This is a genomic window from Lentzea sp. NPDC036955, assembly GCF_055608005.1.
In genome coordinates this window covers 669060-691824 of record NZ_JBVJRC010000004.1, presented here as the reverse complement: position 1 = coordinate 691824, position 22765 = coordinate 669060, and the positions used below count along the sequence as shown (strand labels likewise).

At 69.4% G+C, this 22765-nt stretch carries 25 protein-coding genes; 2 read left to right on the top strand and 23 right to left on the bottom strand.

Features of this window, described 5'->3' with window-relative positions:
• Position 1: 1 nt before the first annotated feature.
• The 12 genes from nuoK to ACZ7CF_RS16825 all read right to left on the bottom strand — a co-directional run bounded on the left by nuoK (position 2) and on the right by ACZ7CF_RS16825 (position 12064).
• Complete coding sequence (nuoK, locus tag ACZ7CF_RS16880) at positions 2-301, bottom strand: NADH-quinone oxidoreductase subunit NuoK (RefSeq protein WP_030473209.1); 300 nt, start codon at positions 299-301, stop codon at positions 2-4.
• Positions 298-1086: an NADH-quinone oxidoreductase subunit J gene (locus ACZ7CF_RS16875; protein ID WP_458434296.1), complete on the bottom strand. Its 789-nt coding sequence runs from the start codon at positions 1084-1086 to the stop codon at positions 298-300. Before ACZ7CF_RS16875 ends, nuoK begins: the two co-directional genes overlap by 4 nt.
• A gap of 59 nt (positions 1087-1145) precedes the next feature.
• Positions 1146-1676, bottom strand: coding sequence for an NADH-quinone oxidoreductase subunit NuoI (gene nuoI / locus ACZ7CF_RS16870; RefSeq protein WP_360399657.1), 531 nt, complete (start codon positions 1674-1676; stop codon positions 1146-1148).
• A 2-nt stretch (positions 1677-1678) separates the two neighbouring features.
• Positions 1679-3013 carry an NADH-quinone oxidoreductase subunit NuoH gene (gene nuoH, locus ACZ7CF_RS16865; RefSeq protein ID WP_470369945.1) on the bottom strand — a complete coding sequence of 445 codons (1335 nt, stop codon included), beginning with the start codon at positions 3011-3013 and terminating at the stop codon, positions 1679-1681.
• On the bottom strand, positions 3010-5460 hold the full coding sequence (locus tag ACZ7CF_RS16860; protein WP_470369944.1) for an NADH-quinone oxidoreductase subunit G: 2451 nt from the start codon (positions 5458-5460) through the stop codon (positions 3010-3012). Before ACZ7CF_RS16860 ends, nuoH begins: the two co-directional genes overlap by 4 nt.
• Complete coding sequence (nuoF, locus tag ACZ7CF_RS16855) at positions 5457-6737, bottom strand: NADH-quinone oxidoreductase subunit NuoF (RefSeq protein WP_360399666.1); 1281 nt, start codon at positions 6735-6737, stop codon at positions 5457-5459. The genes ACZ7CF_RS16860 and nuoF overlap by 4 nt, the downstream gene beginning before the upstream one ends.
• A gap of 10 nt (positions 6738-6747) precedes the next feature.
• Complete coding sequence (gene nuoE / locus ACZ7CF_RS16850) at positions 6748-7467, bottom strand: NADH-quinone oxidoreductase subunit NuoE (protein ID WP_360399669.1); 720 nt, start codon at positions 7465-7467, stop codon at positions 6748-6750.
• Positions 7464-8861, bottom strand: coding sequence for an NADH-quinone oxidoreductase subunit D (locus ACZ7CF_RS16845; RefSeq protein WP_360399672.1), 1398 nt, complete (start codon positions 8859-8861; stop codon positions 7464-7466). Before ACZ7CF_RS16845 ends, nuoE begins: the two co-directional genes overlap by 4 nt.
• Positions 8858-9610, bottom strand: a complete 753-nt coding sequence (locus tag ACZ7CF_RS16840; RefSeq protein ID WP_458430153.1) for an NADH-quinone oxidoreductase subunit C — start codon at positions 9608-9610, stop codon at positions 8858-8860. Before ACZ7CF_RS16840 ends, ACZ7CF_RS16845 begins: the two co-directional genes overlap by 4 nt.
• Entirely contained in the window at positions 9607-10158 is a 552-nt protein-coding gene (locus ACZ7CF_RS16835; protein ID WP_089948943.1) for a NuoB/complex I 20 kDa subunit family protein, read from the bottom strand. The genes ACZ7CF_RS16840 and ACZ7CF_RS16835 overlap by 4 nt, the downstream gene beginning before the upstream one ends.
• Before the next feature lie 7 nt (positions 10159-10165).
• Positions 10166-10531 carry an NADH-quinone oxidoreductase subunit A gene (locus tag ACZ7CF_RS16830; RefSeq protein WP_065915906.1) on the bottom strand — a complete coding sequence of 122 codons (366 nt, stop codon included), beginning with the start codon at positions 10529-10531 and terminating at the stop codon, positions 10166-10168.
• A 267-nt stretch (positions 10532-10798) separates the two neighbouring features.
• Positions 10799-12064, bottom strand: a complete 1266-nt coding sequence (locus ACZ7CF_RS16825) for a geranylgeranyl reductase family protein (protein ID WP_470369943.1) — start codon at positions 12062-12064, stop codon at positions 10799-10801.
• Between the two features lie 137 nt (positions 12065-12201).
• On the opposite strand from ACZ7CF_RS16825, the gene ACZ7CF_RS16820 reads away from it, so the two are divergent.
• Positions 12202-13245, top strand: a complete 1044-nt coding sequence (locus tag ACZ7CF_RS16820; RefSeq protein ID WP_458430151.1) for a hypothetical protein — start codon at positions 12202-12204, stop codon at positions 13243-13245.
• A 90-nt stretch (positions 13246-13335) separates the two neighbouring features.
• On the opposite strand, the gene ACZ7CF_RS16815 is transcribed toward ACZ7CF_RS16820, so the two are convergent.
• The 3 genes from ACZ7CF_RS16815 to ACZ7CF_RS16805 are packed head-to-tail and all read right to left on the bottom strand — an operon-like array spanning position 13336 to position 16296.
• Entirely contained in the window at positions 13336-14094 is a 759-nt protein-coding gene (locus ACZ7CF_RS16815) for a demethylmenaquinone methyltransferase (protein ID WP_470369942.1), read from the bottom strand.
• Positions 14095-14128: 34 nt separating this feature from the next.
• Entirely contained in the window at positions 14129-15226 is a 1098-nt protein-coding gene (locus tag ACZ7CF_RS16810) for a glycosyltransferase family 4 protein (RefSeq protein ID WP_470369941.1), read from the bottom strand.
• Positions 15223-16296: a glycosyltransferase family 4 protein gene (locus tag ACZ7CF_RS16805; RefSeq protein WP_458430149.1), complete on the bottom strand. Its 1074-nt coding sequence runs from the start codon at positions 16294-16296 to the stop codon at positions 15223-15225. Before ACZ7CF_RS16805 ends, ACZ7CF_RS16810 begins: the two co-directional genes overlap by 4 nt.
• 145 nt (positions 16297-16441) lie before the next feature.
• Between ACZ7CF_RS16805 and ACZ7CF_RS16800 the strand changes: the two genes are divergently transcribed.
• On the top strand, positions 16442-17278 hold the full coding sequence (locus ACZ7CF_RS16800) for an inositol monophosphatase family protein (protein WP_360399691.1): 837 nt from the start codon (positions 16442-16444) through the stop codon (positions 17276-17278).
• Here the strand turns inward: ACZ7CF_RS16800 and ACZ7CF_RS16795 are convergent.
• The 8 genes from ACZ7CF_RS16795 to ACZ7CF_RS16760 all read right to left on the bottom strand — a co-directional run bounded on the left by ACZ7CF_RS16795 (position 17266) and on the right by ACZ7CF_RS16760 (position 22690).
• Entirely contained in the window at positions 17266-17892 is a 627-nt protein-coding gene (locus ACZ7CF_RS16795; protein WP_470369940.1) for a hypothetical protein, read from the bottom strand. The genes ACZ7CF_RS16800 and ACZ7CF_RS16795 overlap by 13 nt on opposite strands.
• A 119-nt stretch (positions 17893-18011) precedes the next feature.
• The gene (locus ACZ7CF_RS16790; RefSeq protein WP_470369939.1) at positions 18012-18467 is read right to left on the bottom strand and encodes a hypothetical protein; all 456 of its coding nucleotides are present in this window, start codon (positions 18465-18467) and stop codon (positions 18012-18014) included.
• Between the two features lie 149 nt (positions 18468-18616).
• Entirely contained in the window at positions 18617-19657 is a 1041-nt protein-coding gene (gene paaE, locus ACZ7CF_RS16785; protein WP_470369938.1) for a 1,2-phenylacetyl-CoA epoxidase subunit PaaE, read from the bottom strand.
• Positions 19658-20149 (bottom strand): 1,2-phenylacetyl-CoA epoxidase subunit PaaD, encoded by a 492-nt coding sequence (paaD, locus tag ACZ7CF_RS16780; protein WP_470369937.1) that lies wholly within the window; start codon positions 20147-20149, stop codon positions 19658-19660.
• The gene (paaC, locus tag ACZ7CF_RS16775) at positions 20146-21030 is read right to left on the bottom strand and encodes a 1,2-phenylacetyl-CoA epoxidase subunit PaaC (RefSeq protein ID WP_458430144.1); all 885 of its coding nucleotides are present in this window, start codon (positions 21028-21030) and stop codon (positions 20146-20148) included. The genes paaD and paaC overlap by 4 nt, the downstream gene beginning before the upstream one ends.
• A complete protein-coding gene (gene paaB, locus ACZ7CF_RS16770) occupies positions 21027-21311 on the bottom strand; it encodes a 1,2-phenylacetyl-CoA epoxidase subunit PaaB (RefSeq protein ID WP_089948924.1) in 285 nt (94 codons plus the stop codon). Before paaB ends, paaC begins: the two co-directional genes overlap by 4 nt.
• Positions 21308-22249, bottom strand: coding sequence for a 1,2-phenylacetyl-CoA epoxidase subunit PaaA (gene paaA / locus ACZ7CF_RS16765; RefSeq protein ID WP_470369936.1), 942 nt, complete (start codon positions 22247-22249; stop codon positions 21308-21310). The genes paaB and paaA overlap by 4 nt, the downstream gene beginning before the upstream one ends.
• Before the next feature lie 9 nt (positions 22250-22258).
• Entirely contained in the window at positions 22259-22690 is a 432-nt protein-coding gene (locus tag ACZ7CF_RS16760) for a DUF3592 domain-containing protein (RefSeq protein WP_360399714.1), read from the bottom strand.
• Positions 22691-22765 lie beyond the last annotated feature (75 nt).

Sequence of the window (22765 nt, the reverse complement as noted above, 5' to 3'; positions counted from 1 at the left end):
CTCAGTACTTCAGCAGGTTCGAGTCGTCGACCGAGGCCGAGCGACGCGTCCGGAAGATGGACATGATGATCGCGAGGCCGACGACGACCTCCGCCGCGGCGACGACCATCACGAAGAACGCCATCACCTGACCGTCGAGCGAGCCGTTGATCCGCGCGAACGTCACCAGGCTCAGGTTGACCGCGTTGAGCATGAGCTCGACGCACATGAACACGACGATGGCGTTGCGCCGCACCAGCACGCCGACGGCGCCGATGCTGAACAGCAGTGCCGACAGGAGCAGGTAGTACGTCGGAGTCACGACTCACTTCCCTTGAGCGCGTGCGGGTCCGGCTGGTGGCCGGAGCCTGCGACCTCGGCGACGTCGTCGGAGAGCTTGCCCCTGTCGGTGGTCTCGATGACCTCGAACAGGGACTCCTCCGCGACGCTGCCGTCGGGCAGCAGTGCGGGCGTGGCCACCGAGTTGGCGGTGGCGAAGACACCGGGACCGGGGATGGACCCGACCCGCTTGCCCTCCTGGAAGCGCTCCTCGACGAGCTCCCGCTGCGTCTTCTTGGCGGGCTTCCCGTCGCGGCCGACGAACGCGAGGATCATCGCGCCGATGGCCGCCGTGATCAGCAGCGCCGAGGTGAGCTCGAACGGGAACAGGTAGTCCGTGAAGATCTTCTGGCCGATGTTGCCGACGTTGCCGCCGTTGGTGGTGTTCGCCTCGGCGAGACCCACCGGCGTCACCGCGGTCAGGGACCGGGCGATCGAGCTGACCAGCAGGACCGCGAAGCCGATGCCGAGGAACGTGGCCGCGAGGCGCTGTCCCCTGATCACCTCGACGACCGAGTCGGAGCTGTCCCGGCCGACCATCATCAGCACGAACAGGAACAGCATCATGATCGCGCCGGTGTAGACGATGATCTGCACGAAGCCGAGGAACGGCGCCTGCTGGACCATGTACAGCACACCGAGGTTCAGCATGGTCAGCACCAGCCACAGCGCGGAGTGCACCGCGTTGCGCGAGAACAGCATGCCGAGCGCGCCGGCCAGCGCGAGCGGGCCGAGGACCCAGAACGCGACCTTCTCACCGGTGGTCATGACGTCGACCGCGCGCTGCACCGGCTCCGGCTGCTGCGCCAGGAACTGGAGGACGAGGCTCACTGCTGATCCCCCTCCTTCTGGGCCGCCTTGGCGAGCTGCGGGCCGTTCACGTAGTAGTCCTGCTCGTTGTCGCCGAGCCGCATCGGGTGCGGCGGCTGCTCCATGCCGGGCAGCAGCGGGGCGAGCAGGTCCTCCTTCGTGAAGATCAGGTCCTGCCGGTTGTCGTCGGCGAGCTCGTACTCGTTCGTCATCGTGAGCGACCGGGTCGGGCAGGCCTCGATGCACAGGCCGCAGCCGATGCACCGCAGGTAGTTGATCTGGTAGTCGGCACCGAAGCGCTCACCGGGCGAGTAGCGCGCTTCCTCGGTGTTGTCGCCACCCTCGACGAAGATCGCGTCCGCGGGACAGGCCCACGCGCACAGCTCGCAGCCGACGCACTTCTCCAGCCCGTCCGGGTGCCGGTTCAGCTGGTGGCGGCCGTGGAACCGCGGTGCGGTCACCTTCTTGACCTCGGGGTACTCCTCGGTCACCACCTTCTTGAACATGGTGCCGAAGGTGACTCCGAAGCCCTTGATGGACTCGAACATCCCTACTCCGCCTCCTTCGCGGTGGGAGTGGCGGCCAGGGCTTCCTTGTCCTGGGGAAGAGTGGCGACCTTGACCTTGCGCTTGGGCGCGGACCTGGGGACCTGGAGGTCGAGCGGCGGCACCGGGAAGCCGGAGCCCGCCAGCGGGACGCCGCCCTTGGCCTGCTGCTTCTTGTCGGGCAGCAGGAACGAGATCAGCAGCACGACGCCGACGAACACACCCAGTGCGACCAGCTTCTGCCCGGTGGAGAGCTCCTTGAGCGCACCGGTGCGGATGACGGCGACGGCCATGATCCACACGAGGCTGACCGGGACCAGCACCTTCCAGCCGAGCTTCATGAACTGGTCGTAGCGCAGGCGGGGCAGCGTGCCGCGCAGCCAGATGAAGATGAACAGGAAGAACAGCGTCTTGACGATGAACCACAGCAGGCCCCACCAGCCGGTGTTCATGAACTCACCGGACCACGGCGCGCGGTAGCCGCCGAGGAAGAGCGTGGTCGCCAGCGCCGAGACGGTCACCATGTTCACGTACTCGGCGAGGAAGAACAGCGCGAACTTGAGCGAGCTGTACTCGGTGTGGAAGCCACCGACCAGCTCGGACTCGGCCTCGGGGAGGTCGAACGGCGCGCGGTTGGTCTCGCCGACCATCGACACCACGTAGATCACGAAGCTCGGGAACAGCAGGATGCCGAACCAGCCCGGGATCGGGGTGCCGAGGATCGTGCTCGCCTGCGCGTTGACGATGTCACCGGTCGACATCGAGCCGGTGAACATGATCACCGCGACGATCGACAGGCCCATCGCGATCTCGTAGGAGATCACCTGCGCGGCCGAGCGCAGCGCGCCGAGCAGCGGATACGGCGAGCCGGAGGCCCAGCCGGACAGCACGATGCCGTAGACGCCGAGCGAGGAGCAGGCCAGGACCACCAGCACGCCGACCGGCAGGTCGACGAGCTGCAGCGCGGTCTGCTCGCCGAACATGCTGACCTCGCCCGCGAGCGGGATCACCGAGAACGCGAGGAACGCGGGGATGCACGAGATCACCGGGGCGAGGAAGAACACCCACTTGTCCGCGAGGACCGGGCGGATGTCCTCCTTGAACGCGAGCTTCAGACCGTCCGCGAGCGACTGGAGCCAGCCGTTCGGGCCGACCCGGTTGGGACCGGGGCGGTGCTGCATCCGCGCGACGACCTTGCGCTCCCAGTTGATCATGAACAGGGTCATGACCACGAGGAAGGCGAAGATCCCGACGACCTTGACCAGGACCAGCCAGATCGGGTCGTCCGCGAGGAGCTTGCCGGTGTCACCGAGCTCCGCCGCGAAGTAGTGCTGCGTCATGACTTTCCTCCGCTGACGGAGACGATCGAGCCGTGGCCCGCGCCGAGCGTGGCCCGGACGGTCACGTCACCCGAGTTGGTGGGCAGCCAGATGACGCCCTCGGGCAGGTCGTCGGTCTCGACCGGCAGCGTGATCGCGCCGCGTTCGGTGGACACCGTCACGAAGCCGCCGCTCTCCAGGCCGAACTGCCGCGCGGTGGCCTCGGCGACCTTGGCGACGACCGGGCGGGCCGTGCCGGCCAGGTGCGGCTCGTCGACCTGCAGCGAGCCGTTGCCGAGCAGGCGGTGCCAGGTGGCGAGAACGGCCTTGCCCGCACCGGCCGGCGACACCAGCGGGGCGGCGACGTTCAGCGAGGACCCGTTCGAGACGCCCTCGCCGAGCCGCGCCAGGTCGGCGGCAGCGGCAGCGGGCGTCTGCGTGAACAGGTCCGCGTCCATCTCCACCGCGAGGGTGTCGAGCACGCGGCAGTCCGGCAGCGCGCCGGTGCCCTCCAGCGTCGTGCCGAACTCGCGCAGGCGGCCCTCCCAGTTGAGGAAGGTGCCCGACTTCTCGACCGCGGGGGCGATCGGGAGCACGACGTCGGCGTGCGCGGTGACCGCGCTCGGCCGCAGCTCCAGGCTCACGACGAAACCGGCTCCCGCCAGCGCCTTCTCCGCGAGCCGCGGGTCCGGCAGGTCGAACGGGTCGACGCCGCCGACCACCAGGCCGGACAGCTGACCGCTCGCGGCGGCTTCGAGGATTCCGGTGGTGTCGCGGCCGGGCGTCGCGGGCAGCGAGCCCTCCGCCACACCCCAGGTCCGCTCGACCTCGGTGCGCGCCGCGTCGTTCGCGACGTGACGGCCACCGGGCAGCAGGTTCGGCACCGCGCCGACCGCGAGCGCACCGCGCTCACCGGCCCGCCGCGGAATCCACGCGACCTTGGCGCCGGTGCGTTCGGCCAGCCGGGCGACCGCGGTGAACGCGCCGGGGATCTCGGCGGCGCGCTCGCCGACGAGGATCACCGCACCGGGCTTGCCCAGCAGCTCGACGACGTCGGAGGCGTGCTCCGGCAACGCGTTGAGGGCGTTGGCCTCGGCACCGGGCACGCACGCGAGCAGCGTTCCGAACGTCTTCTCCACGGCCGGGGACGTGTACTGGCCGAGGTGGAAGACCTTCGTGGTGCCCCTGCGCGCGGCCTTGCGCAGCCGCAGGAAGACGATCGGCGCCTCCTCCTCGGGCTCGAACGCGACCAGCAGAGCCGCCGGTGCCTTCTCGATGCCCTCGAACGTGACGCCGTTGTCCGGGTTGGTGAACACCGTCGTGCCGGACAGGAACTCCAGCTCCTCGGCGCTGTGCGGCCGGGCGCGGAAGTCGATGTCGTTGGTGCGCAACGCGATCCGGGCGAACTTCGAGTACGCGTAGGCGTCCTCGACGGTCAGCCGGCCACCGGTCAGCACGCCGACGCCGTTCGCGTCCCGGGCCGCCGTCAGACCGGCCGCCGCGACCTGCAGCGCCTCGGTCCAGGACGACTCGCGCAGCTCACCGGTCTCGGCGTCGCGGACCAGCGGTCGCGTGATGCGGTCGCCGGCCGTGGCGTAGCGGAAGGCGAACCGGCCCTTGTCGCAGATCCACTCCTCGTTGACCTGCGGGTCGTCGCCGGCGAGCTTGCGCTGCACCTTGCCGCGCCGCCAGTCGGTGCGCTCGGCGCACCCCGACGAGCAGTGCTCGCAGATGCTCGGCGTCGACACGAGGTCGAACGGCCGGGCGCGGAACCGGTAGGCGGCGCTCGTGAGGGCACCGACCGGGCAGATCTGGATGGTGTTGCCGGAGAAGTAGCTCTGGAACGGCTTCTCCTGCGCCACACCGATCTGCTGCTGCGCACCGCGCTCCAGCAGCTCGATGAACGGGTCGCCGGCGATCTGCGCGGAGAACCGGGTGCAGCGCTGGCAGAGCACGCAGCGCTCGCGGTCGAGCAGCACCTGCGTGGAGATGTTGATCGGCTTCGGGAACGTCCGCTTGTGCTCGTGGAAGCGGGAGTCGCTGCGGCCGTGGGCCATCGCCTGGTTCTGCAGCGGGCACTCACCGCCCTTGTCGCAGATCGGGCAGTCCAGCGGGTGGTTGATGAGCAGCAGCTCCATCACACCCTGCTGGGCCTTGTCCGCGACCGGCGAGGTCAGCTGGGTCTTCACGACCATGCCGTCCGCGACCGTCATCGTGCAGGAGGCCTGCGGCTTCGGCATCGGCCGGCCGCCCATCTCGACCTCGACGAGGCACTGGCGGCAGGCGCCGGCGGGCTCCAGCAGCGGGTGGTCGCAGAAGCGCGGGATGACCGTGCCGAGGCGCTCGGCCGTGCGGATCAGCAGCTCGCCCTTGGGCGCCACCACTTCGACGCCGTCGATGACGAGCTTGACGTGGCCCTCGGGCACGACGAGCTCGGTGGGCGTGCTCTTGTCAGGGGCGATGGTCATGCGTTCGCTCCAGCCAGGACCTTGGAGTTCTGGTCGCAGAGAGCCAGGAACTCGTCCTTGAAGTACTTGATGCCACTGGTGATCGGGCTGACCGCACCGTCACCCAGCGCGCAGAAGGAACGGCCGAGGATGTTGTCGCAGACGTCGAGCAACGTGTCGATGTCGCTCGCCGTGCCGTTGCCCGCCACCATCCGCTGTAGGATCTGCACGAGCCAGTACGTGCCCTCGCGGCACGGCGTGCACTTGCCGCACGACTCGTGCTTGTAGAACTCCGTCCACTTCATGACGGCCCACGGCACGGACACGGTCTCGTTGAAGACCTGGATCGCGGTCGTGCCGAGCATCGAGCCCGCCTCGGCCGCGCCCTCGAAGTCCAGCGGCACGTCCATGTGCTCCGCGGTGAACAGCGGGGTGGACGAGCCACCCGGCGTCCAGAACTTGAGCGGGACGCCGTCCTTCATGCCACCGGCCATGTCCAGCAGCTGGCGCAGCGTGGTGCCCATCGGCGCCTCGTACTGGCCGGGGTTGGTCACGTGGCCGGACAGCGAGTAGATCTTCGGGCCGGGCGACCGGTCGCGGCCCATCGCGCGGAACCAGTCTGCGCCACCGTTGACGATGAAGGGGACCGACGCGATCGTCTCGACGTTGTTCACCACGGTGGGCGACGCGTACAGGCCCGAGGTCGCGGGGAACGGCGGCTTGAGCCGCGGCTGGCCGCGGCGGCCCTCCAGCGAGTCGAGCAGCGCGGTCTCCTCACCGCAGATGTACGCGCCGGCGCCGGCGTGCACGACGACGTCCAGGTCGAACCCGCTGCCGAGGACGTCCTTGCCCAGGTAGCCCTTGGCGTACGCCTCGCGCACGGCCCCGTTGAGGCGGCGGATGCAGTGCAGGGCCTCGCCGCGGACGTAGATCGCCGCGAAGTTCGCGCGGATCGCGTACGACGTGATGATCACGCCCTCGATCAGCGAGTGCGGGTCCGCCATCATCGTGGGGATGTCCTTGCAGGTGCCCGGCTCGCCCTCGTCGGCGTTGATGACGAGGTAGTGCGGCTTGCCGTCGCCCTGCGGGATGAAGCCCCACTTCATGCCGGTGGGGAACCCCGCGCCGCCGCGGCCGCGCAGCCCGGAGTCCTTGCACTGCTGGATGAGCTGGTCCGGGTGGGCCTTGAGCGCCTTGGGCAGCGCGGTGTAGCCACCGGTGCGCTCGTAGGTCTCGATCGTCCAGGACCTGGGCTCGGTCCAGCGCTTGGTGAGAACGGGAGTCAGCGGGTCAACCATCGTGTGCCCCCTACTTCTTTTCCGGCAGGGCGGGGAACTCGGCGTTGGACGGCATCTCCGGCGCGTCCCAGCCGCGTTCCTGGGCGATCTTGGCGCCGCGCAACGTCTCCGCGGCCGCCGACGGGCCGTCGAGGTCGGCGTCGCGACCCTCGAAGAACCCGGCGAGCTGGAGCTCGGCCTGCTTGAAGTCGGTGAGCGGGGCGCCGCGGGTGGGGGCGGGCTTCTCCCCCGACTGCAGCGCCTGCACGAGTCCCAGCGCCTTCTCGGGCGTCTGGTTGTCGTAGAACTCGTAGTTGACCTGGAGAACAGGGCCGAGGTCGCACGCGGCGAGGCACTCGGCGTGCTCCAGCGTGATCGAGCCCGGCGTGCCCGGCTCGCCCGCGGTCTCCTCGTGGCCCACGCCGAGGTGGTCCTTGAGGGTCTTGTAGATGTCGTCGCCGCCCAGCGCCGCGCACAGCGTGTTGGTGCAGACGCTCACGAGGTGCTCACCGCACGGGCGGCGCTTGTACATCGTGTAGAACGTCGCGACCGCGCTGACCTCGGCCTCGGTCAGGTCGAGCTGCCCGGCGCAGAACCGGATGCCGTCCTGGGAGACGTAGCCCTCCACCGACTGCACGAGGTGCAGCATCGGGAGCAGCGCGCTGCGGGCCTGCGGGTAGCGGGCGATGATCGCCTGCGCCCTGTCCGCGGTGGACTGGTCGAACGTGGTGTTCTCTGCTGCCTGGGTCATCGGTCGCAACCACCCATCACCGGGTCGATCGAGGCGACGGACGCGATCACGTCGGCGACCATGCCGCCCTCGCACATCGCGGGCATCGACTGGAGGTTCACGAAGCTGGGCTCGCGCAGGTGCACGCGCATCGGGCGGGTGCCGCCGTCGGAGACCACGTGGTAGCCGAGCTCGCCGCGCGGCGACTCGACCGGCACGTACACCTGGCCCGCCGGCACCTTGAAGCCCTCGGTCACCAGCTTGAAGTGGTGGATGAGGGACTCCATGGACTGGCCCATGATCTTGCGGACGTGCTCGAGCGAGTTGCCCATGCCGTCGCTGCCGATCGTGAGCTGCGCCGGCCACGCGATCTTCGCGTCCTCGACCATCACCGGGCCGGTCGGCAACGTGTCGACGACCTGCTTGATGATCTTGAGGGACTGGTGCATCTCCTCCAGCCGCAGCAGGTACCGCGCGAAGCAGTCCGCCTGGTCGGAGACCGGCACCTCGAAGCTGTAGTTCTCGTAGCCGCTGTACGGGTCGACCTTGCGCAGGTCCCAGGCGAGGCCCGCGGAGCGCAGGATCGGACCGGTGATGCCGAGCGCGAGGCACGCGTCGACCGGCAGGTAGCCGACGTCCGCGAGCCGGTTGCGCCAGATCGGCTGGCCGGTGAGCAGCTTGTCGTAGTCGGGAAGGCGCTTGTTCATCAGCTTGATGAAGTCGCGGATCTTCTCGATCGCGCCGTCGGGCAGGTCCTGCGCCAGGCCGCCGGGCCGGATGAACGCGTGGTTCATCCGCAGACCGGTCAGGAACTCCAGCAGGTGCAGCACCTCCTCGCGCTCGCGGAAGCCGGAGGTCATGCCGGTGAGGGCACCGAGCTCCATGCCGCCGGTGGCGAGCGCGACGAGGTGCGAGCTGATCCGGTTGAGCTCCATCAGCAGCACGCGGATGGCCTGCGCCTTGTCCGGCACGGTGACGCCGAGCAGCTTCTCGACGCTCATGCAGTAGGCGGCCTCGTGGTGCAGCGGCGCCAGGTAGTCCGTGCGCGTGATGAAGGTGACGCCCTGCACCCAGTTGCGGTACTCGAGGTTCTTCTCGATGCCGGTGTGCAGGTAGCCGATCACGCTGCGGGCGTGGGTGACGGTCTCGCCCTCGAGCTCCAGCACCAGGCGGAGCACGCCGTGCGTCGACGGGTGCTGCGGGCCGAGGTTCATGACGATGCGCTCGTCGTGCACCGCGTCCGCGAGCACCTCGTCCCAGTCGCCGCCGGTGACCGTGTAGACGGTGCCCTCGGTGGTCTTGCGGGAGTCGGCGATCTCGGGGGTGTTCGGGCTCGTGTCGACGTCGTCGGAGCTGTCGCTGCCGGTGGCGCTCGTGTTCGTGCCGGTGGTGAAGTCGGAAAGCCGCTCGGTCATGAGTAGGACCGCCTCTGGTCCGGCGGAGGGATCTCCGCGCCCTTGTACTCGACCGGGATGCCGCCCAGCGGGTAGTCCTTGCGCTGCGGGTGGCCGTCCCAGTCGTCCGGCATGAGGATTCGGGTCAGTCCGGGGTGACCGTCGTAGATGATCCCGAACATGTCCCAGGTCTCGCGCTCCTGCCAGTCCGCCGTCGGGTAGACCTCGACGAGGCTCGGCACGTGCGGGTGCTCGACGTCGACCGCGACCTCCAGCCGGATGCGGCGGCGGTACGTCATCGACGTGAGGTGCGTGACCGAGTGCAGGCGTTGCGGCACCCCGGCGCCGTAGTCCACACCGGACACCGAGCTGCAGAGCTCGAAGCGCAGCGACGGGGTGTCGCGGCAGATCCGCGCGACCTCCAGCAGCGTCTCCGGCCGCAGGTAGAAGGTGATCTCGCCGCGGTCGACGGACACCTGCTGCACCGTGTCGGCGGGCAGGCCCTTCTCGTTCGCGGCGGCGAGGATCTCGTCGGCGACCTCGTCGAACCAGCCGCCGTACGGGCGCTCGGACGGAGCGGCCACGTGGGCGGGCAGGCGCAGGCCGCCGAAGCCGGAGGTGTCACCGGAGCCGGTGACGCCGAAGAGGCCCCTGCGCTCCTTGCCGGCGAGGATCGGCGCCTTGGCCTTCGCCTCGTCGCCGTTGGTCTTCTCGAGGTCTTCTCCCGCGCGGTTGTTGACGCTGGAGTGCTCTCCCCCTGGCTCGGTCACTTCTTCCTCGCAAAGCGCTCGGACGACGGGATGAGGTCGGTGCGGTAGCCCGAGTCGGCGAGTGCCTTGGCGCGCACGGCGCCCAGCGGCTCGTCCATGATCTTGGCGTGGATCTTGAGGATCGCGTCCATCAGCATCTCCGGCCGCGGCGGGCAGCCCGGCAGGTACATGTCGACGGGCACGACGTGGTCGACGCCCTGCACCACCGCGTAGTTGTTGAACATGCCGCCACTGCTGGCGCACACGCCCATGGCCAGCACCCAGCGCGGCTCGGGCATCTGGTCGTAGATCTGCCGCAGCACCGGCGCCATCTTGTTGGTGACCCGGCCCGCGACGATCATCAGGTCGGCCTGGCGCGGTGACGCCCGGAAGACCTCCATGCCGAAGCGGGCGAGGTCGTAGCGCGGACCACCCGTCGTCATCATCTCGATGGCGCAGCAGGCCAGGCCGAAGGTGGCAGGCCAGAGCGAGGACTTGCGGGTCCAGTTGACCAGCTTCTCCACGCTGGCCAGCAGGATGCCGTTCGGGAGCTTCTCCTCGAGACCCATGACTTCCTCAGTTCCAGTCGAGGCCGCCGCGGCGCCACACGTAGATGTACGCGAAGCCGACCGTTGCGACGAACAGGACGATCTCCACCAGCCCGAACAGGCCGAGCTTGTCGGCAGCGACGGCGAACGGGTAGAGGAACACCATTTCGATGTCGAACAAGATGAAGAGCATCGCCGTCAGGTAGTAGGCGACCGGCATGCGGCCACCACCGATCACCGGCTGCGGGCTCGGCTCGATGCCGCACTCGTACGCGTCGAGCTTGGCCCGGTTGTAGCGGCGGGGTCCGATGTAGGGCGCTGCGGTCACCGAGAAGAGCGCGAACGCCCCGGCGAGCGCGAACATCAATACGAGGGGGAGGTAAGGGTCCAGCACTCTCCGTCGTCCTTTCCTCGCGTGTCGAGGCGCACCCTAAGGGTGTACTTCTGCCACTCGTTTGTTAGGCGAACCTAACAAACGCTTGTGAAACAGTTCACAAGCCTGATCACACTGTTGTGAAGTGATTCACAAGCTCGCTCGCCAGTGTAGAACGCCTGTAAATGACCTGGGTCACAGGGTCTGACCTGGCCGTTTAACCTGGTGGACACAAACGAAACGGCACCGGCTCGAAAAGAGCCGGTGCCGTCACCTATTCGGAGTAATTTACGCCGTCGGCGCGAGCTTCGTGGCGGCCACGATGAGCTTGTCCATTGCGTCGCCGTCCTTGGGGTCGTAGAGGCCCGCGAGCAGCTTGAGCACGAGTTTCATCAGGCGCTTTCGCGGCATTCCGTACTTCGTTGCGGTCCGCATGACCGCCGGGTTGCCGATGAGCTTCGAGAAGACGTTCCCGAGCCGGTAGTAGCTGCCGAGCGCCTGCTCGATCCGCACCGGGTAGCCGTACAGCGCGTGTTCACGGTTGACACCCGTGCGCGCGAGGGCCTGGACGATGCTCTCGGACGCGATCTTGGCCGACTCCATGGCGTAGCCGATGCCCTCGCCGTTGAACGGGTTGACCATGCCGCCGGCGTCCCCGACGAGCACGAGCCCCTTCGAGTAGTGCGGCTTGCGGTTGAGCCCCATCGGGAGCGCGGCGCCGCCGATGCGGCTCGTCGCGTTCTCCTCGCGGAAGCCCCACTCCTCCGGCGTGGCGTCGAGCCAGGAGCGCAGGAGCTGGCGGTAGTCCGTGGTGCCGTAGGCCTTCGACGTGCTGAGGATGCCCAGACCGACGTTCACGCTGCCGTCGCCCATGCCGAAGATCCAGCCGTAACCGGGCAGCAGCTGCCCGTCCGGCGCCCACAGCTCCAGGTGCGACTCCAGGTAGTCGTCCTTGGTGCGCGGGCTGGCGTAATACCTCCGCACCGCGACGCCCATGGGCTTGTCGTCGTCCTTCTGCAGGCCGACGCTGAGGGCCAGCCGCGCTGACACACCGTCACACCCGACGACGATCGGCGCCCGGTAGGTGACCGGGTTCTTCTCCGGCCCCTGCTTGGCCTCGACGCCGACCACGCGCCCGTTCTCGACGATCGCCTTGGTGACCGTGGTGTTCTCGTGCATGCGCGCGCCGGCCGCCTTCGCCGCGTTCGCGAGCATCTCGTCGAAGTCCATGCGCGGCCGCACGACGCCGTAGTTGGGGAACGTGGCCAGCTCCGGCCAGTCCAGCTCCATCGTGACGCCGCCGCCGACGACCCGCAGTCCCTTGTTGTGCAGCCAGCCGTTGCTCTCCCTCGTGTCGATGCCGAGGTCGATCAGCTGCTTGACACCCCGCGGCGTCAGCCCGTCACCGCAGACCTTCTCGCGCGGGAACGAGCTCTTCTCCAGCAGGAGGACGTCGAGGCCCGCGCGGGCCAGGTAGGTCGCCGCGGTCGAGCCCGCCGGTCCCGCCCCCACCACGATGACGTCGGCGTCCTCGTTGATCCCGCGCCTGCTCATCCAGACTCCCTACACGCTCGCTCGTGACTCCCTCGCGACTCTAACCGCCACTCCCTGAGACCCCACGCCTCCCGCCCGCCCCGCTTCACCGCACGCGGGGCCCTCCCGTGCGCCAGAAGAGTACGAAAGCTCCCCGCGTGCACCTGAAGATCGCGAGTTGTCCACATGTCGATCAAGGGCTGGTTGCTCCTGGCCGACATGTGTTGATGATTGATCGAGTGATGAAGACCAGATCGATCGACTACGGCCTGCTCGCCGACGCCTTCGAGGACGGCGTGGCTGTTCGCAGGCACCTGCTCGCACTCGGGTTCAGCAGCAACACGCTGGCCAAGAAGTGCAGGCCAGGAGGCGGGTGGACGCGGCTGTTCCTCGGCGTCTACCTGCTCACCGGTGGAACACCGAGCAGACGGCAGCTCGTCCGGGGCGCGTTGCTGCGGGCTGGACCGCTGACGTTCTTGACCGGCGTCGAAGCCGCCCGCAGGCACGGGGTACGTCGATTGCCGGCAGATCCACGCGTCCACGTGCTCGTCCCCCACGGCCGCCGTGTGACGAGCCAAGGCGCCATGCTCGTCGAACGGACCAACCGGCCGTGGGACGGCGTGATCATCGACGGTTTTCCCGTTGTGACGCTCGCTCGAGCCCTCATCGACGCGGCCCGCAAGGAGAGCGGTCTGGACGTGGTGCGCGCGTTCATCGCGGACGCGGTGCAGAGGCGGCTCTGTTCACCGGAAGCGATCGCCGAGGAGCTGAAAGACCAGCGACTGGGCGGCACCTGGCTGCCAAGGCGCGTGTTGGCGGAGGTCAGCGACGGTGTTCGTTCGGCGGCTGAAGCGTGGTCACGATCGTTGGTCCATCGTTCCTCGCTGCCGCCACCTCAGTGGAACGTGCTGATCAGATCCGTGTCAGGCGAGCAACTTGCCGTCGTGGACGGCTGGTGGGACGAGGTCGGACTCGCATGGCAGATCGACTCGCTGGAGTTCCACCTGGCACCGGATGACTACGCACGGACGATGGCGCAGCACTCCGCTCTGCTGGCCAACGGCGTGATGACCGTCCACACGGTTCCGTCGCGGCTGAAGAAGGACCCGGCGGCTGTCATCAACGAGTTGCGCGGCGCCTACCAAGCCGCAGCACAGCGCCCGAGACCTCGCGTCTCGGCGACGTTGTGGCGGCCGGTCTGAGTGCACGCGGGGAGCTTTCGTACTCCAGGAGAGAACGGAAGGGCCCCGCGTGCGACAAAAAGCGGGGGCGGGGGGCGGGCGGTGAGGTGGTCAGGTCTGCTGTTCGGGTGCGGGGGCCAGCGTGGGCTCGGGGCCCGGTTCCGGCACGGACTCCGACTTGGGCTTCGGTTTTGTGGCGCGGTGCAGGGCCACCATGCCGCCGGTCAGGTTGAACCAGGCGACGTCCTCCCACCCGGCCTTCGAGATCAGCTCCGCCAGCGACCGCTGGTCCGGCCACGCGGCCATCGACTCCGACAGGTAGGAGTAGGCCGCCGGGTTCGAGGACACGAAGCGGGCGATCAGCGGCAGCAGCTTCAGCAGGTAGCGCATGTAGACGAACCGGAACGGCTTCCACACCGGGGTGGAGACCTCGCAGATCACCATGCGGCCGCCGGGCTTGGTGACGCGGGCCATCTCCTGCAGCGCCACCACGGTGTCGTTGAAGTTGCGGATGCCGAAGGACACCGTCACGGCGTCGAAGGAGTTGTCCCTGAACGGCAGGCGCAGGGCGTCGGCGGCGACCTTCGGGACGCGGCGGTGGGCGCCGGAGGCGAGCATGCCGACGGAGAAGTCCGCGGCGACGCACCAGGCGCCGGAGGCGGCGTACTCGACCGTGGACACGGCGGTGCCCGCGGCGAGGTCGAGGACCTTCTCGCCGGAGCGGGCGTCGAGCACGCGCCGGCTCCACTCCCGCCAGCGGCGGTCGAAGCCCAGCGTCATGACCGAGTTCGTGCGGTCGTAGCCCTTGGCAACGCCGTCGAACATCTCGGCGACCTCGCGGGGGTTCTTGTCCAAACCTGCTCGCGACATGCCAAGAGCCTAGGTCAGAACCGCTGAGGACGTCCTACGGCACCCGCAGAGCGGTCAGCATGCCGTCCACCGCCGCCTGCCACGGGTACTGCTCGGCACGGGCGCGCGCGGCCTCCCGCGAGCCGGAGGCCAGCAGGCGTTCGGCGGCCGAGGCGAAGGCGTGCGCGTGGTCGTCGACGGCGGCGCCGCACGACGGCTGCACGATCTCCTTCAGCGCGCTGCTCCTGCTCACCACGACGGGCGTGCCGCTGGCGAGGGCCTCCAGTGCCGCGAGGCCGAACGTCTCGTGCGGGCCCGGCGCCAGCGACAGGTCCGCGGAGGCGAGCAGCGAGGCGACCTCCGACCGGGACTTCACGAAGCCCAGGAACGTCACCGGCAGGCCCGCCGCGCGCTTCTCCAGCGCGGCCCTGCGCGGGCCGTCGCCGGCGATCACGAGGTGTGCGGAGTGGCCCTGCTCGTGCAGTTCGGCGAGCGTGTCGACGGAGCGTTCCACGTGCTTCTCCGGCGACAACCGACCACAGTGGATCAGCAGGTTCTCCTTGCCGCGCAACAGGTCTCGCCGCAGGTCGGCCGAGTGCCGCTCCGGGGTGAACGTCGCGAGGTCGACGCCGAGCGGCACCTGCGTCACGTTCGTGGCGCCGATCCGGTCGAACTCCTCGCGGGCGAACCCGGTCGTGCACACGACGGTGTCGTACGAGGCGGCCATGCGGGCGTTCGCCCAGTCGGCGCCCTTCACCGCGGGGCCCTCCGGCAGCACGAACTGCAGCAGCCGGTCGAGGCGTTCGTGGGAGATCACGACGTTCGGGATGCCCCGTGCGCCGGCCCACGCGCCCATGCCGCGCAACGTCAGGCGGTCGGAGACCTCCAGCCGGTCCGGTCCGACCTGCTCCATCAGCGCCTTGACCCGCCACGGGTCCACGACGCGGTAGCCGCCGGTGTACGGGATCTTCACGGCCGGCAGCGTGATGCGCCGCACACCGTTCTCGAGCACCTCGTCGGCGCGGTGGTCGCCGGGCACGACGAGGACGACCTCGTGGCCCGACTGCACGTAGCCCGCGCCGAGGTGGTGCAGCGCCGTGCGGAGTCCGCCCGACCGCGGTCCGTAGAAGTTGGCTAGCTGAACGATCCTCAAGCGGCCGCCTGGTGTGTGAGTCCGGTAACCGCAGCGTAGTGGCCCAGCAGCTCGTCGCAGACCGCGGGCCAGGTGCGGGAGAGCACCGACCTGCGTGCGGCGAGGCCGAACCGCTTGCGCAGCAGCGGGTCGCGCAGCAGGTCCACGTACTGCGCGATGTCGTCCTCGAACAGGTACCCGGTCCGGCCGTGCGCAACCAGGTCGCGCGGGCCGCCCGCGTTCGGGGCGAGGACGGGCAGCCCGGTGGCGAGCGCCTCCTGGACGGCCTGGCAGAAGGTCTCGTGCGGTCCGGTGTGCACGAACACGTCCAGCGACGCGTAGGCCTCCGCCAACGGCTCACCGGTGCGGAAACCGAGGAACTCGGCGTTCGGCAGGTCCTTCTGCAACTGGTCGCGGGAGGGTCCGTCGCCGACGACGCGCAGCTGCACGCCGGGCATGTCGTGGATCTCCTTGAGCCGGTGGACCTGCTTCTCCGGCGCGAGGCGGCCGACGTAGCCGACGGTCAGCCGGTCGTTCTGCCGCGGGCGCGGGTGGTACAGCTCGATGTCGACGCCGCGACCCCACCGGTGCACGCGCGGCACGCCGTGCTCCTCCAGCGCCTGGACCGCCGAGCTGGACGGCGCCAGGGTGCGGTCGGCGAGCGTGTGCAGGCGCTTGGTCCACCGCCACGCGGCGCGCTTGGTGAGCCCGAGGCCGTAGCTGCCGGCGAACCCGGCGACGTCGGTCTGGTAGACGGCGACGGTCGGCACGTCGAGCTTGCGCGCGGCTCTGAGCCCGTAGGCGCCGAGCACGAACGGTGATGCGAGGTGCACCACGTCCGGTTCGAAGTCGGCCAGCGCGTGCAGCACCTTGGGGCTGGGGACGCCGATCGGGAGGCTCGTCACGATCGGCACGTCGACCGCGGGCACCCTCATGACGGGCATGCCGTGGACGGAGTCCTCGCCGGCGCCGGGGGCGACCACCATGGCCTCGTGGCCTCTGCTGCGCAAGTGCTCCAGGACGCGGAGCACGGAGTTGGTCACCCCGTTCACCTGGGGCAGGAAGCTCTCGGTCACGATCGCTACGCGCACAGAACCTACCTTGTAGTGCTGGTGTGAAGTCCGCGTGACGCGAAATTTGACGCGGTCAGAACACCTCACGTCGTGGCCAGGTGATCGTCGTTTGGTCATCTGGCGGTCGTGTTCCGGTCACCCGAAGCGGTGAGACTAGGCCAGCATGACCGTCTTGTCGTCCCGTCCCGCGCATCCAGCCGACCCCGGACTGGTGTCCATCGCGATGGAAGTGGCCGGTCGTCTGGCGAACGACGCCTCGGACGTCATCATGGCCACAGCGGGCCGTGGTGCGCGTCCCGACTCCGACGAGTCACCGTTCGACTGGGTCACCGACACCGACCGCACCCTCGAACGCCACACCCGACGCGTGCTCACCGCTGAGTTCCCGTCCATTCCGGTCTTCTGTGAAAACTCCGACGACGACGTCCCGGGTGACTCGGAGTTCCGCTGGGTGGTCGACCCGGTCGACGGCACGGCCAACTACACCGCCGGCATGCCCTGGTGCGCCTACAGCCTCGCACTCGTGGACAGGTGGGGCCCGGTAGTCGGTGTGGTCGCCGATCCGTACAGGTCGCAAATCTACGCTGCCGCCCGCGGCCGTGGCATGCGTGCCAACGGCACCCCGGTGCGGCTGGCTGAACGCCAAGGCGACTCGCTGGTCGTGTGCACCGAAATGACCCGCACAGGACCGTGGCCCGGCATGGGCGAATTCATCTCCACGGCCGCGATAGCGGGCACGGGCGTCCGCGTGCTGGGGTCGAAGTGCCTGGCCGTGGCGCAGGTCGCACTCGGCCACGTCGCCGCCGCCGTGCTGCACGGCTACCACGAGTGGGACGTCGCCGGCGCCGTGTCGCTGGCCCTGGAGTCCGGCGCGGTCGTGCTGGACCGCCGCGGCGAGGGCGCTCAACTGCCCGCGGACGGCCTGCTGGTGGCAGCACCGGACGCCGCGGACGAGGTCCTCGGCTGGTGGCAGTCGGCGCTGAACGGTCAACTGAGCTGAGGCAACTGCCGCTCGAGGACCTCGAGATGCGTGCGCGCCTCGTCGAGCTCCGGGTGGTCGAACATCTGCAGCGCGACCCGGCCCACCTCGTTCTCGAACTGGTGGAAGTCGTGCGCCGCCCTGAGCAGCCGCTGGTAGACCGGGTGCTGCCGGTCGACCGCGCCGAGCGCCCTGCCGAGCTGCGCGATGCCGCGGACGTCGTCGAGCTCCCCCGCGAGCTGCCCGCTGATCCGCTGCAGCCACTCCTTGGCCGGTGAGTTCGGCACCGTCTGCACCGCCGCCGTGACCCTGCGCGTGCTCTCGGCGCAACGTTCGACCAGCTCGGACCACATGTCGTAGGGCTGCTGCGCGATCGGCGGGTGCATCGGGCGCAGTGGCACGGCCGGCCCGCGCTGCGCCGAACGGCGGAGGGCGCCGACGCCCGTGCCGATCAGAGCGCCCGGCAGCGCGCCGAAGACCACGGCGAAGAAGAGGATCGCCAGGAACCGGACGAACAGCGAGGTCGAGGACTGCGACGGCGACGGGATCGACACGTCGATGATCGTGACGAAGGCGCCCACGACCGCGGCGCCGATTGCGGCACCGCCGAGCGTTGAGCGGATCACGACCCCCATGACCGTCGATCGTGCCATGTTCGGCGCTCGTGCGTCGGCAAGCTGGAGTTACTGGTCGCGCACTATCAGTGCTACAGTTCTTCTTGTCGGTTCCAGTAGGAACCGGAAGTGGACCCGGTTCACCGTCCGGACGGTCGGTTGCCGGGTTTCGCGCTTTCTGGGCACTGGTCGAGCTTCACGACCGCGTCGAGCATCGGCTGGACGCGCTGCCGCCAGTCGCCGCTCGCTCCGAAGCACCAGGCGAGCGCGTCACTCGCCCACAGCAACGGGTCTTCCGCAGGCCGCAGGTGTTCGTAGGTGAACGGATCGTTCACCTTCTCCAGCACCGACGCGAGTGTCTGCCGGTCGCGAACGTCCTGGTGCGCGCAACTCTCGATCGCGAGCCGGGTGACACCGAGCTCCTGGAGCCAGGTCGCGGCCGCGGACAGGCATAGCTGGCGGGCGTGGACGTCGTCGGAGTCGCGAACCGTCCACACGGCGGCCCGCAACCCCATCTCCCGCAGCCGCGAGACCAGCTCCCGCCTGCGCGAGTCGCTCTCCTTCTTGAAGTGCACCCGGCGCTGGCCCGGCTTCACCAACCGACGCAGGGCCGACCGGATCGCATCCAGATCACGAGGTCGAACGAAGACAGCGACGACCAGGTAGGTCGTGCCTCGACGGGACTCGTCGAGAAATCCGTGCCACATGGACCATATGGTCTCAAAGGAGTAACGGACACCTCCGATCAGGCGTCGAAGTCGACCGTCACGCGCTCACTCGTCGGCAACGCCTGACACGTCAGCACGAACCCGGCCGCCACCTCGGACTCGTCGAGCGCGTAGTTGCGGCGCATCTCGACCGTGCCGTCCGTCACGAGCGCGCGGCAGGTGCCGCAGACGCCGCCCTTGCACGCGAACGGCAGGTCGGCGCGGACGCGTTGTGCGGCGTCGAGGATCGGTTCGTCGGCGGGGAGCGGGAGGGTGGTGGACTTGCCGTCCAGCACCACGGTCACGGCGGAGGCGGACTCCACCACGGCTTCCGCCCGGCGCGGTGGGGGTGGGGGTTCGTCCACGTAGAACAGTTCGTGGTGCACGCGGTCGGGGGGCACGCCGCGGGAGCGCAGCACGGAGGTCGCGTCCTGGACCATCTCGTACGGGCCGCAGAGCCACCACTCGTCGATGCCGTCGAACGGGACGACCGTGGAGAACAGCGCGGAGAGCTTCGCCGCGTCCAGGCGGCCGGAGAACAGCTCCACGTCACGGGGTTCGCGGGACAGGACGTGGACGAGCTGGAGGGTGGCCGGGTAGCGGTCCTTCAGGTCGGCCAGCTCGTCGGCGAACATCACGGTGTCGGTGCGGCGGTTGCCGTACAGCAGCGTCACGCGGGCGCCCGTGGCGAGCACGGTCGCGGCGATCGACAGGGCCGGGGTGATGCCCGAGCCGGCGACCACGAAGCCGTGGTGCACGCCCGAGCCCGACGGCGTGAACTTGCCCAGGGGTGGCAGGACCTCGACGACGTCACCGACGGCCAGCCGGTCGACGAGCCACGAGGAGAAGGTGCCGCCGTCGACCCGGCGGACGCCGATGCGCGGAGGAGACCCCGCCGGCGCGCAGATCGAGTACGAACGGCGTTCGTCGCCCTGGCGCAGGGTCAGGTACTGGCCGGCCGAGAAGGCGAACTCGTCGGTGAGGTCGGCGGGCACGTCGAACGTCACGGCTGCGGCGTCGTCGCAGAGGCGGTCGACGCGGGCGACCGTCAGCTTGTAGAAGGCAGCGCGGCGGACCACTCAGATCTCCTTGACGTGCTCGAAGGGCTCGGAGCAGGCGTTGCAGCGGCGCAGCGCCTTGCACGCGGTCGAACCGAAGCGGGAGATCTCCGCCGTGTTCGGGGAACCGCACCGCGGGCACGGCACCTGGCGCGACGGCGGCACCAGGTTCAGCGGTACCGGGCCGGCCAGGGCGGGGCCGATCCGCGACGGCGGCGCGATCCCCGCGGCGGCCAGCTTCGACCGGCCCTCCGAGCTGATCCAGTCCGTCGTCCACGCCGGGGACAGCGACAGCCGCACCTCGACCTCCTCGAACCCCGCCGACAGCAGCGAGCGGCGCAGGTCCGCGCCCATCTCGTCGATCGCGGGGCAGCCGGAGTAGGTCGGGGTGATGGTGACGACGACGCGTCCGTCCTCTTCGGACACGTCGCGCAGCACGCCGAGGTCCGCCAGCGTGAGGACCGGCAGCTCCGGGTCCCGCACGGCCGACGCGATCTCCAGTGCCGTGCTCACCACACGGCTCCCGGCAGCGAGCGGTGCAGGTGCTGCATCTCGGCCAGCAGGTAGCCCATGGCCTCGGTGTGCACGCCGTCGCGACCGGCCATGCCCGCGACCCGCGCGGCCCGCCGGTCCTCGGGGCGCACCAGCCCGGCGGCGGAGAACACGGCCTCGAACACACCGTCCACTTCGGACCGCAGCGACGCCGGGTCGACCGCGACGCCCTCCAGGCGCGCTTCGACGGCGTGCGTGGCGAACAGCTCGTCCACGAACGGCCACACGCGGTCCAGGCCCGCCTGCATGCGGCGGTGCGACTCGTCGGTGCCGTCGCCGAGGCGGACGGTCCACTGGGCGGCGTGGTCGCGGTGGTACGCCAGCTCCTTCAGGCCCTTCTCGGCCACGGCGGCCAGCACCGGGTCAGCGGAGCCGCGCAGGCGGGAGAACAGCGCGAGGCGCCACGACGAGAACACCAGCAGCCGCGCGATCGTGGTGCCGAAGTCGCCGCCGGGGCCGGGACCGCAGTCGATCTCGGCCAGGTGCACGTTGCGGAACTCGCGCTCGTCGCGCAGGTAGGCGAGGTCGTCCTCGGACCTGCCGAGCACCTCGCCGGCGCGCGTGAGCAGCATCCTGGCCTGGCCGAGCAGGTCCAGCGCGATGTTGGCGAGCGCGATGTCCTCTTCCAGCTCGGGTGCGCGCGAGCACCACTCCGCGAGCCGCTGGGACATGATCAGCGCGTCGTCGCCGAGCATCAGGCAGTACGCGGCGAGCGCCTCGCGGTCGACACCGGCGGCGAACTCGCGGTTCACGCCGACCAGCGCGTCGGAGAAGCCCGTCCCGAACGCCCAGTGCGCGTCCTCGTGGCCCAGCAGCGACTCGTACGCGTTGTCGAAGCTCATAGGTGCGGCACGTCCTCTGGGATCGCGTAGAACGTCGGGTGCCGGTAGACCTTGTCGCCCGACGGCGCGAAGAACGGGTCCTTCTCGTCCGGCGAGGAGGCCGTGATGGACGCCGCGGGCACCACCCAGATCGACACGCCCTCGTTGCGGCGCGTGTAGACGTCACGGGCGTTGCGCAGCGCCATCTCCGCGTCCGGCGCGTGCAGCGAACCGACGTGCACGTGGTTCAGGCCGCGCTTGCCCCGCACGAACACTTCCCACAGCGGCCAAGACGTGCTCACGCGGCACCTTCCTTCGCAACGGCGTGCTTCGCGGCGTGCGCGGCAGCGGCCTCGCGGACCCACGAGCCGTCCTCGTGCGCCTTGCGCCGGTGGGCGATGCGCTGCTCGTTGCAGACACCGCCGCCCTTCACGACCTGCCAGAACTCGTCCCAGTCGGGCGCACCGAAGTCGTACTGCCCGCGCTCGGGGTTCCACTTGAGCTCGGGGTCGGGGAACGTGACGCCGAGCGCCTCGGCCTGCGGCACGCTCATGTTCACGAACTTCTGCCGCAGCTCGTCGTTGGTGTCGCGCTTGATCCGCCACGCCATCGACTGCTCGGTGTTCGTGGACTCCGCGTCTGGCGGGCCGAACATCATCAGCGCCGGCCACCACCAGCGGTTCACGGAGTCCTGCACCATGTCCCGCTGCTGCTGCGTGCCGCGCATCATCGTCATGAGCAGCTCGTAGCCCTGGCGCTGGTGGAACGACTCCTCCTTGCAGATGCGGATCATCGCGCGCGCATACGGCCCGTAGGACGTGCGGCACAACGGCACCTGGTTGCAGATCGCGGCGCCGTCGACCAGCCAGCCGATGACGCCGACGTCCGCGAAGGTGAGCGTCGGGTAGTTGAAGATCGAGGAGTACTTCTGGCGGCCCTCGACGAGCTTGGTCGTCAGGTCCTCGCGGTCGGCGCCCAGCGTCTCGGTCGCCGAGTACAGGTACAGGCCGTGGCCTGCCTCGTCCTGCACCTTGGCCAGCAGGATCGCCTTGCGCCGCAGCGAGGGCGCGCGGGAGATCCAGTTGCCCTCCGGCTGCATCCCGATGATCTCGGAGTGCGCGTGCTGGGCGATCTGCCTGATCAACGTCTTGCGGTAGCCGTCGGGCATCCAGTCACGCGGCTCGATGCGCGCGTCGGCCTGCACGGTGCGCTCGAAGCGCAGCTCCAGGTCATCCGCCATGCACCGATGTTACACCTGAGTGCCGAATCTGCGTAGAACTGTCACAACGGCCGCGATCACGATCCAGACGGCCGCGAGGAACGTCCCGACGGGCAGCAGGGACAGCACCGCCGTCCGGCCGGCCACGCGCACGAGCTCCGGGTTCGCCCTGTCGTACTGGACCCGCACGTTGTCGCCCACGTTCAGGCCGTCCGGGTAGAGCACCCCCTGCGCCGGGATGATCACCCGCCCATCCGGTGTGGCGTAGCGCACAACGGTTCTGTTGAATGCCACCGAATCCACCTGTGCGACCGCTTCACCCGTGCGCTTCTCGATGGCAACATCGTCGCGCCAACACGCGAGAGGGAGCAGCACGCAGATCAGCGTGACCACACCACCGACGATGAACAAAGCACGGCTGACCGCACGGCGGACGCGTACGCCGAGCGGCGGCTTGGTCACTGCGTCCTCCACCACAACTGAGAAGTCTAGAGCCGGGTGAGTGCCACGCTTTCAGGTTCAGGTCCATACAGTCGA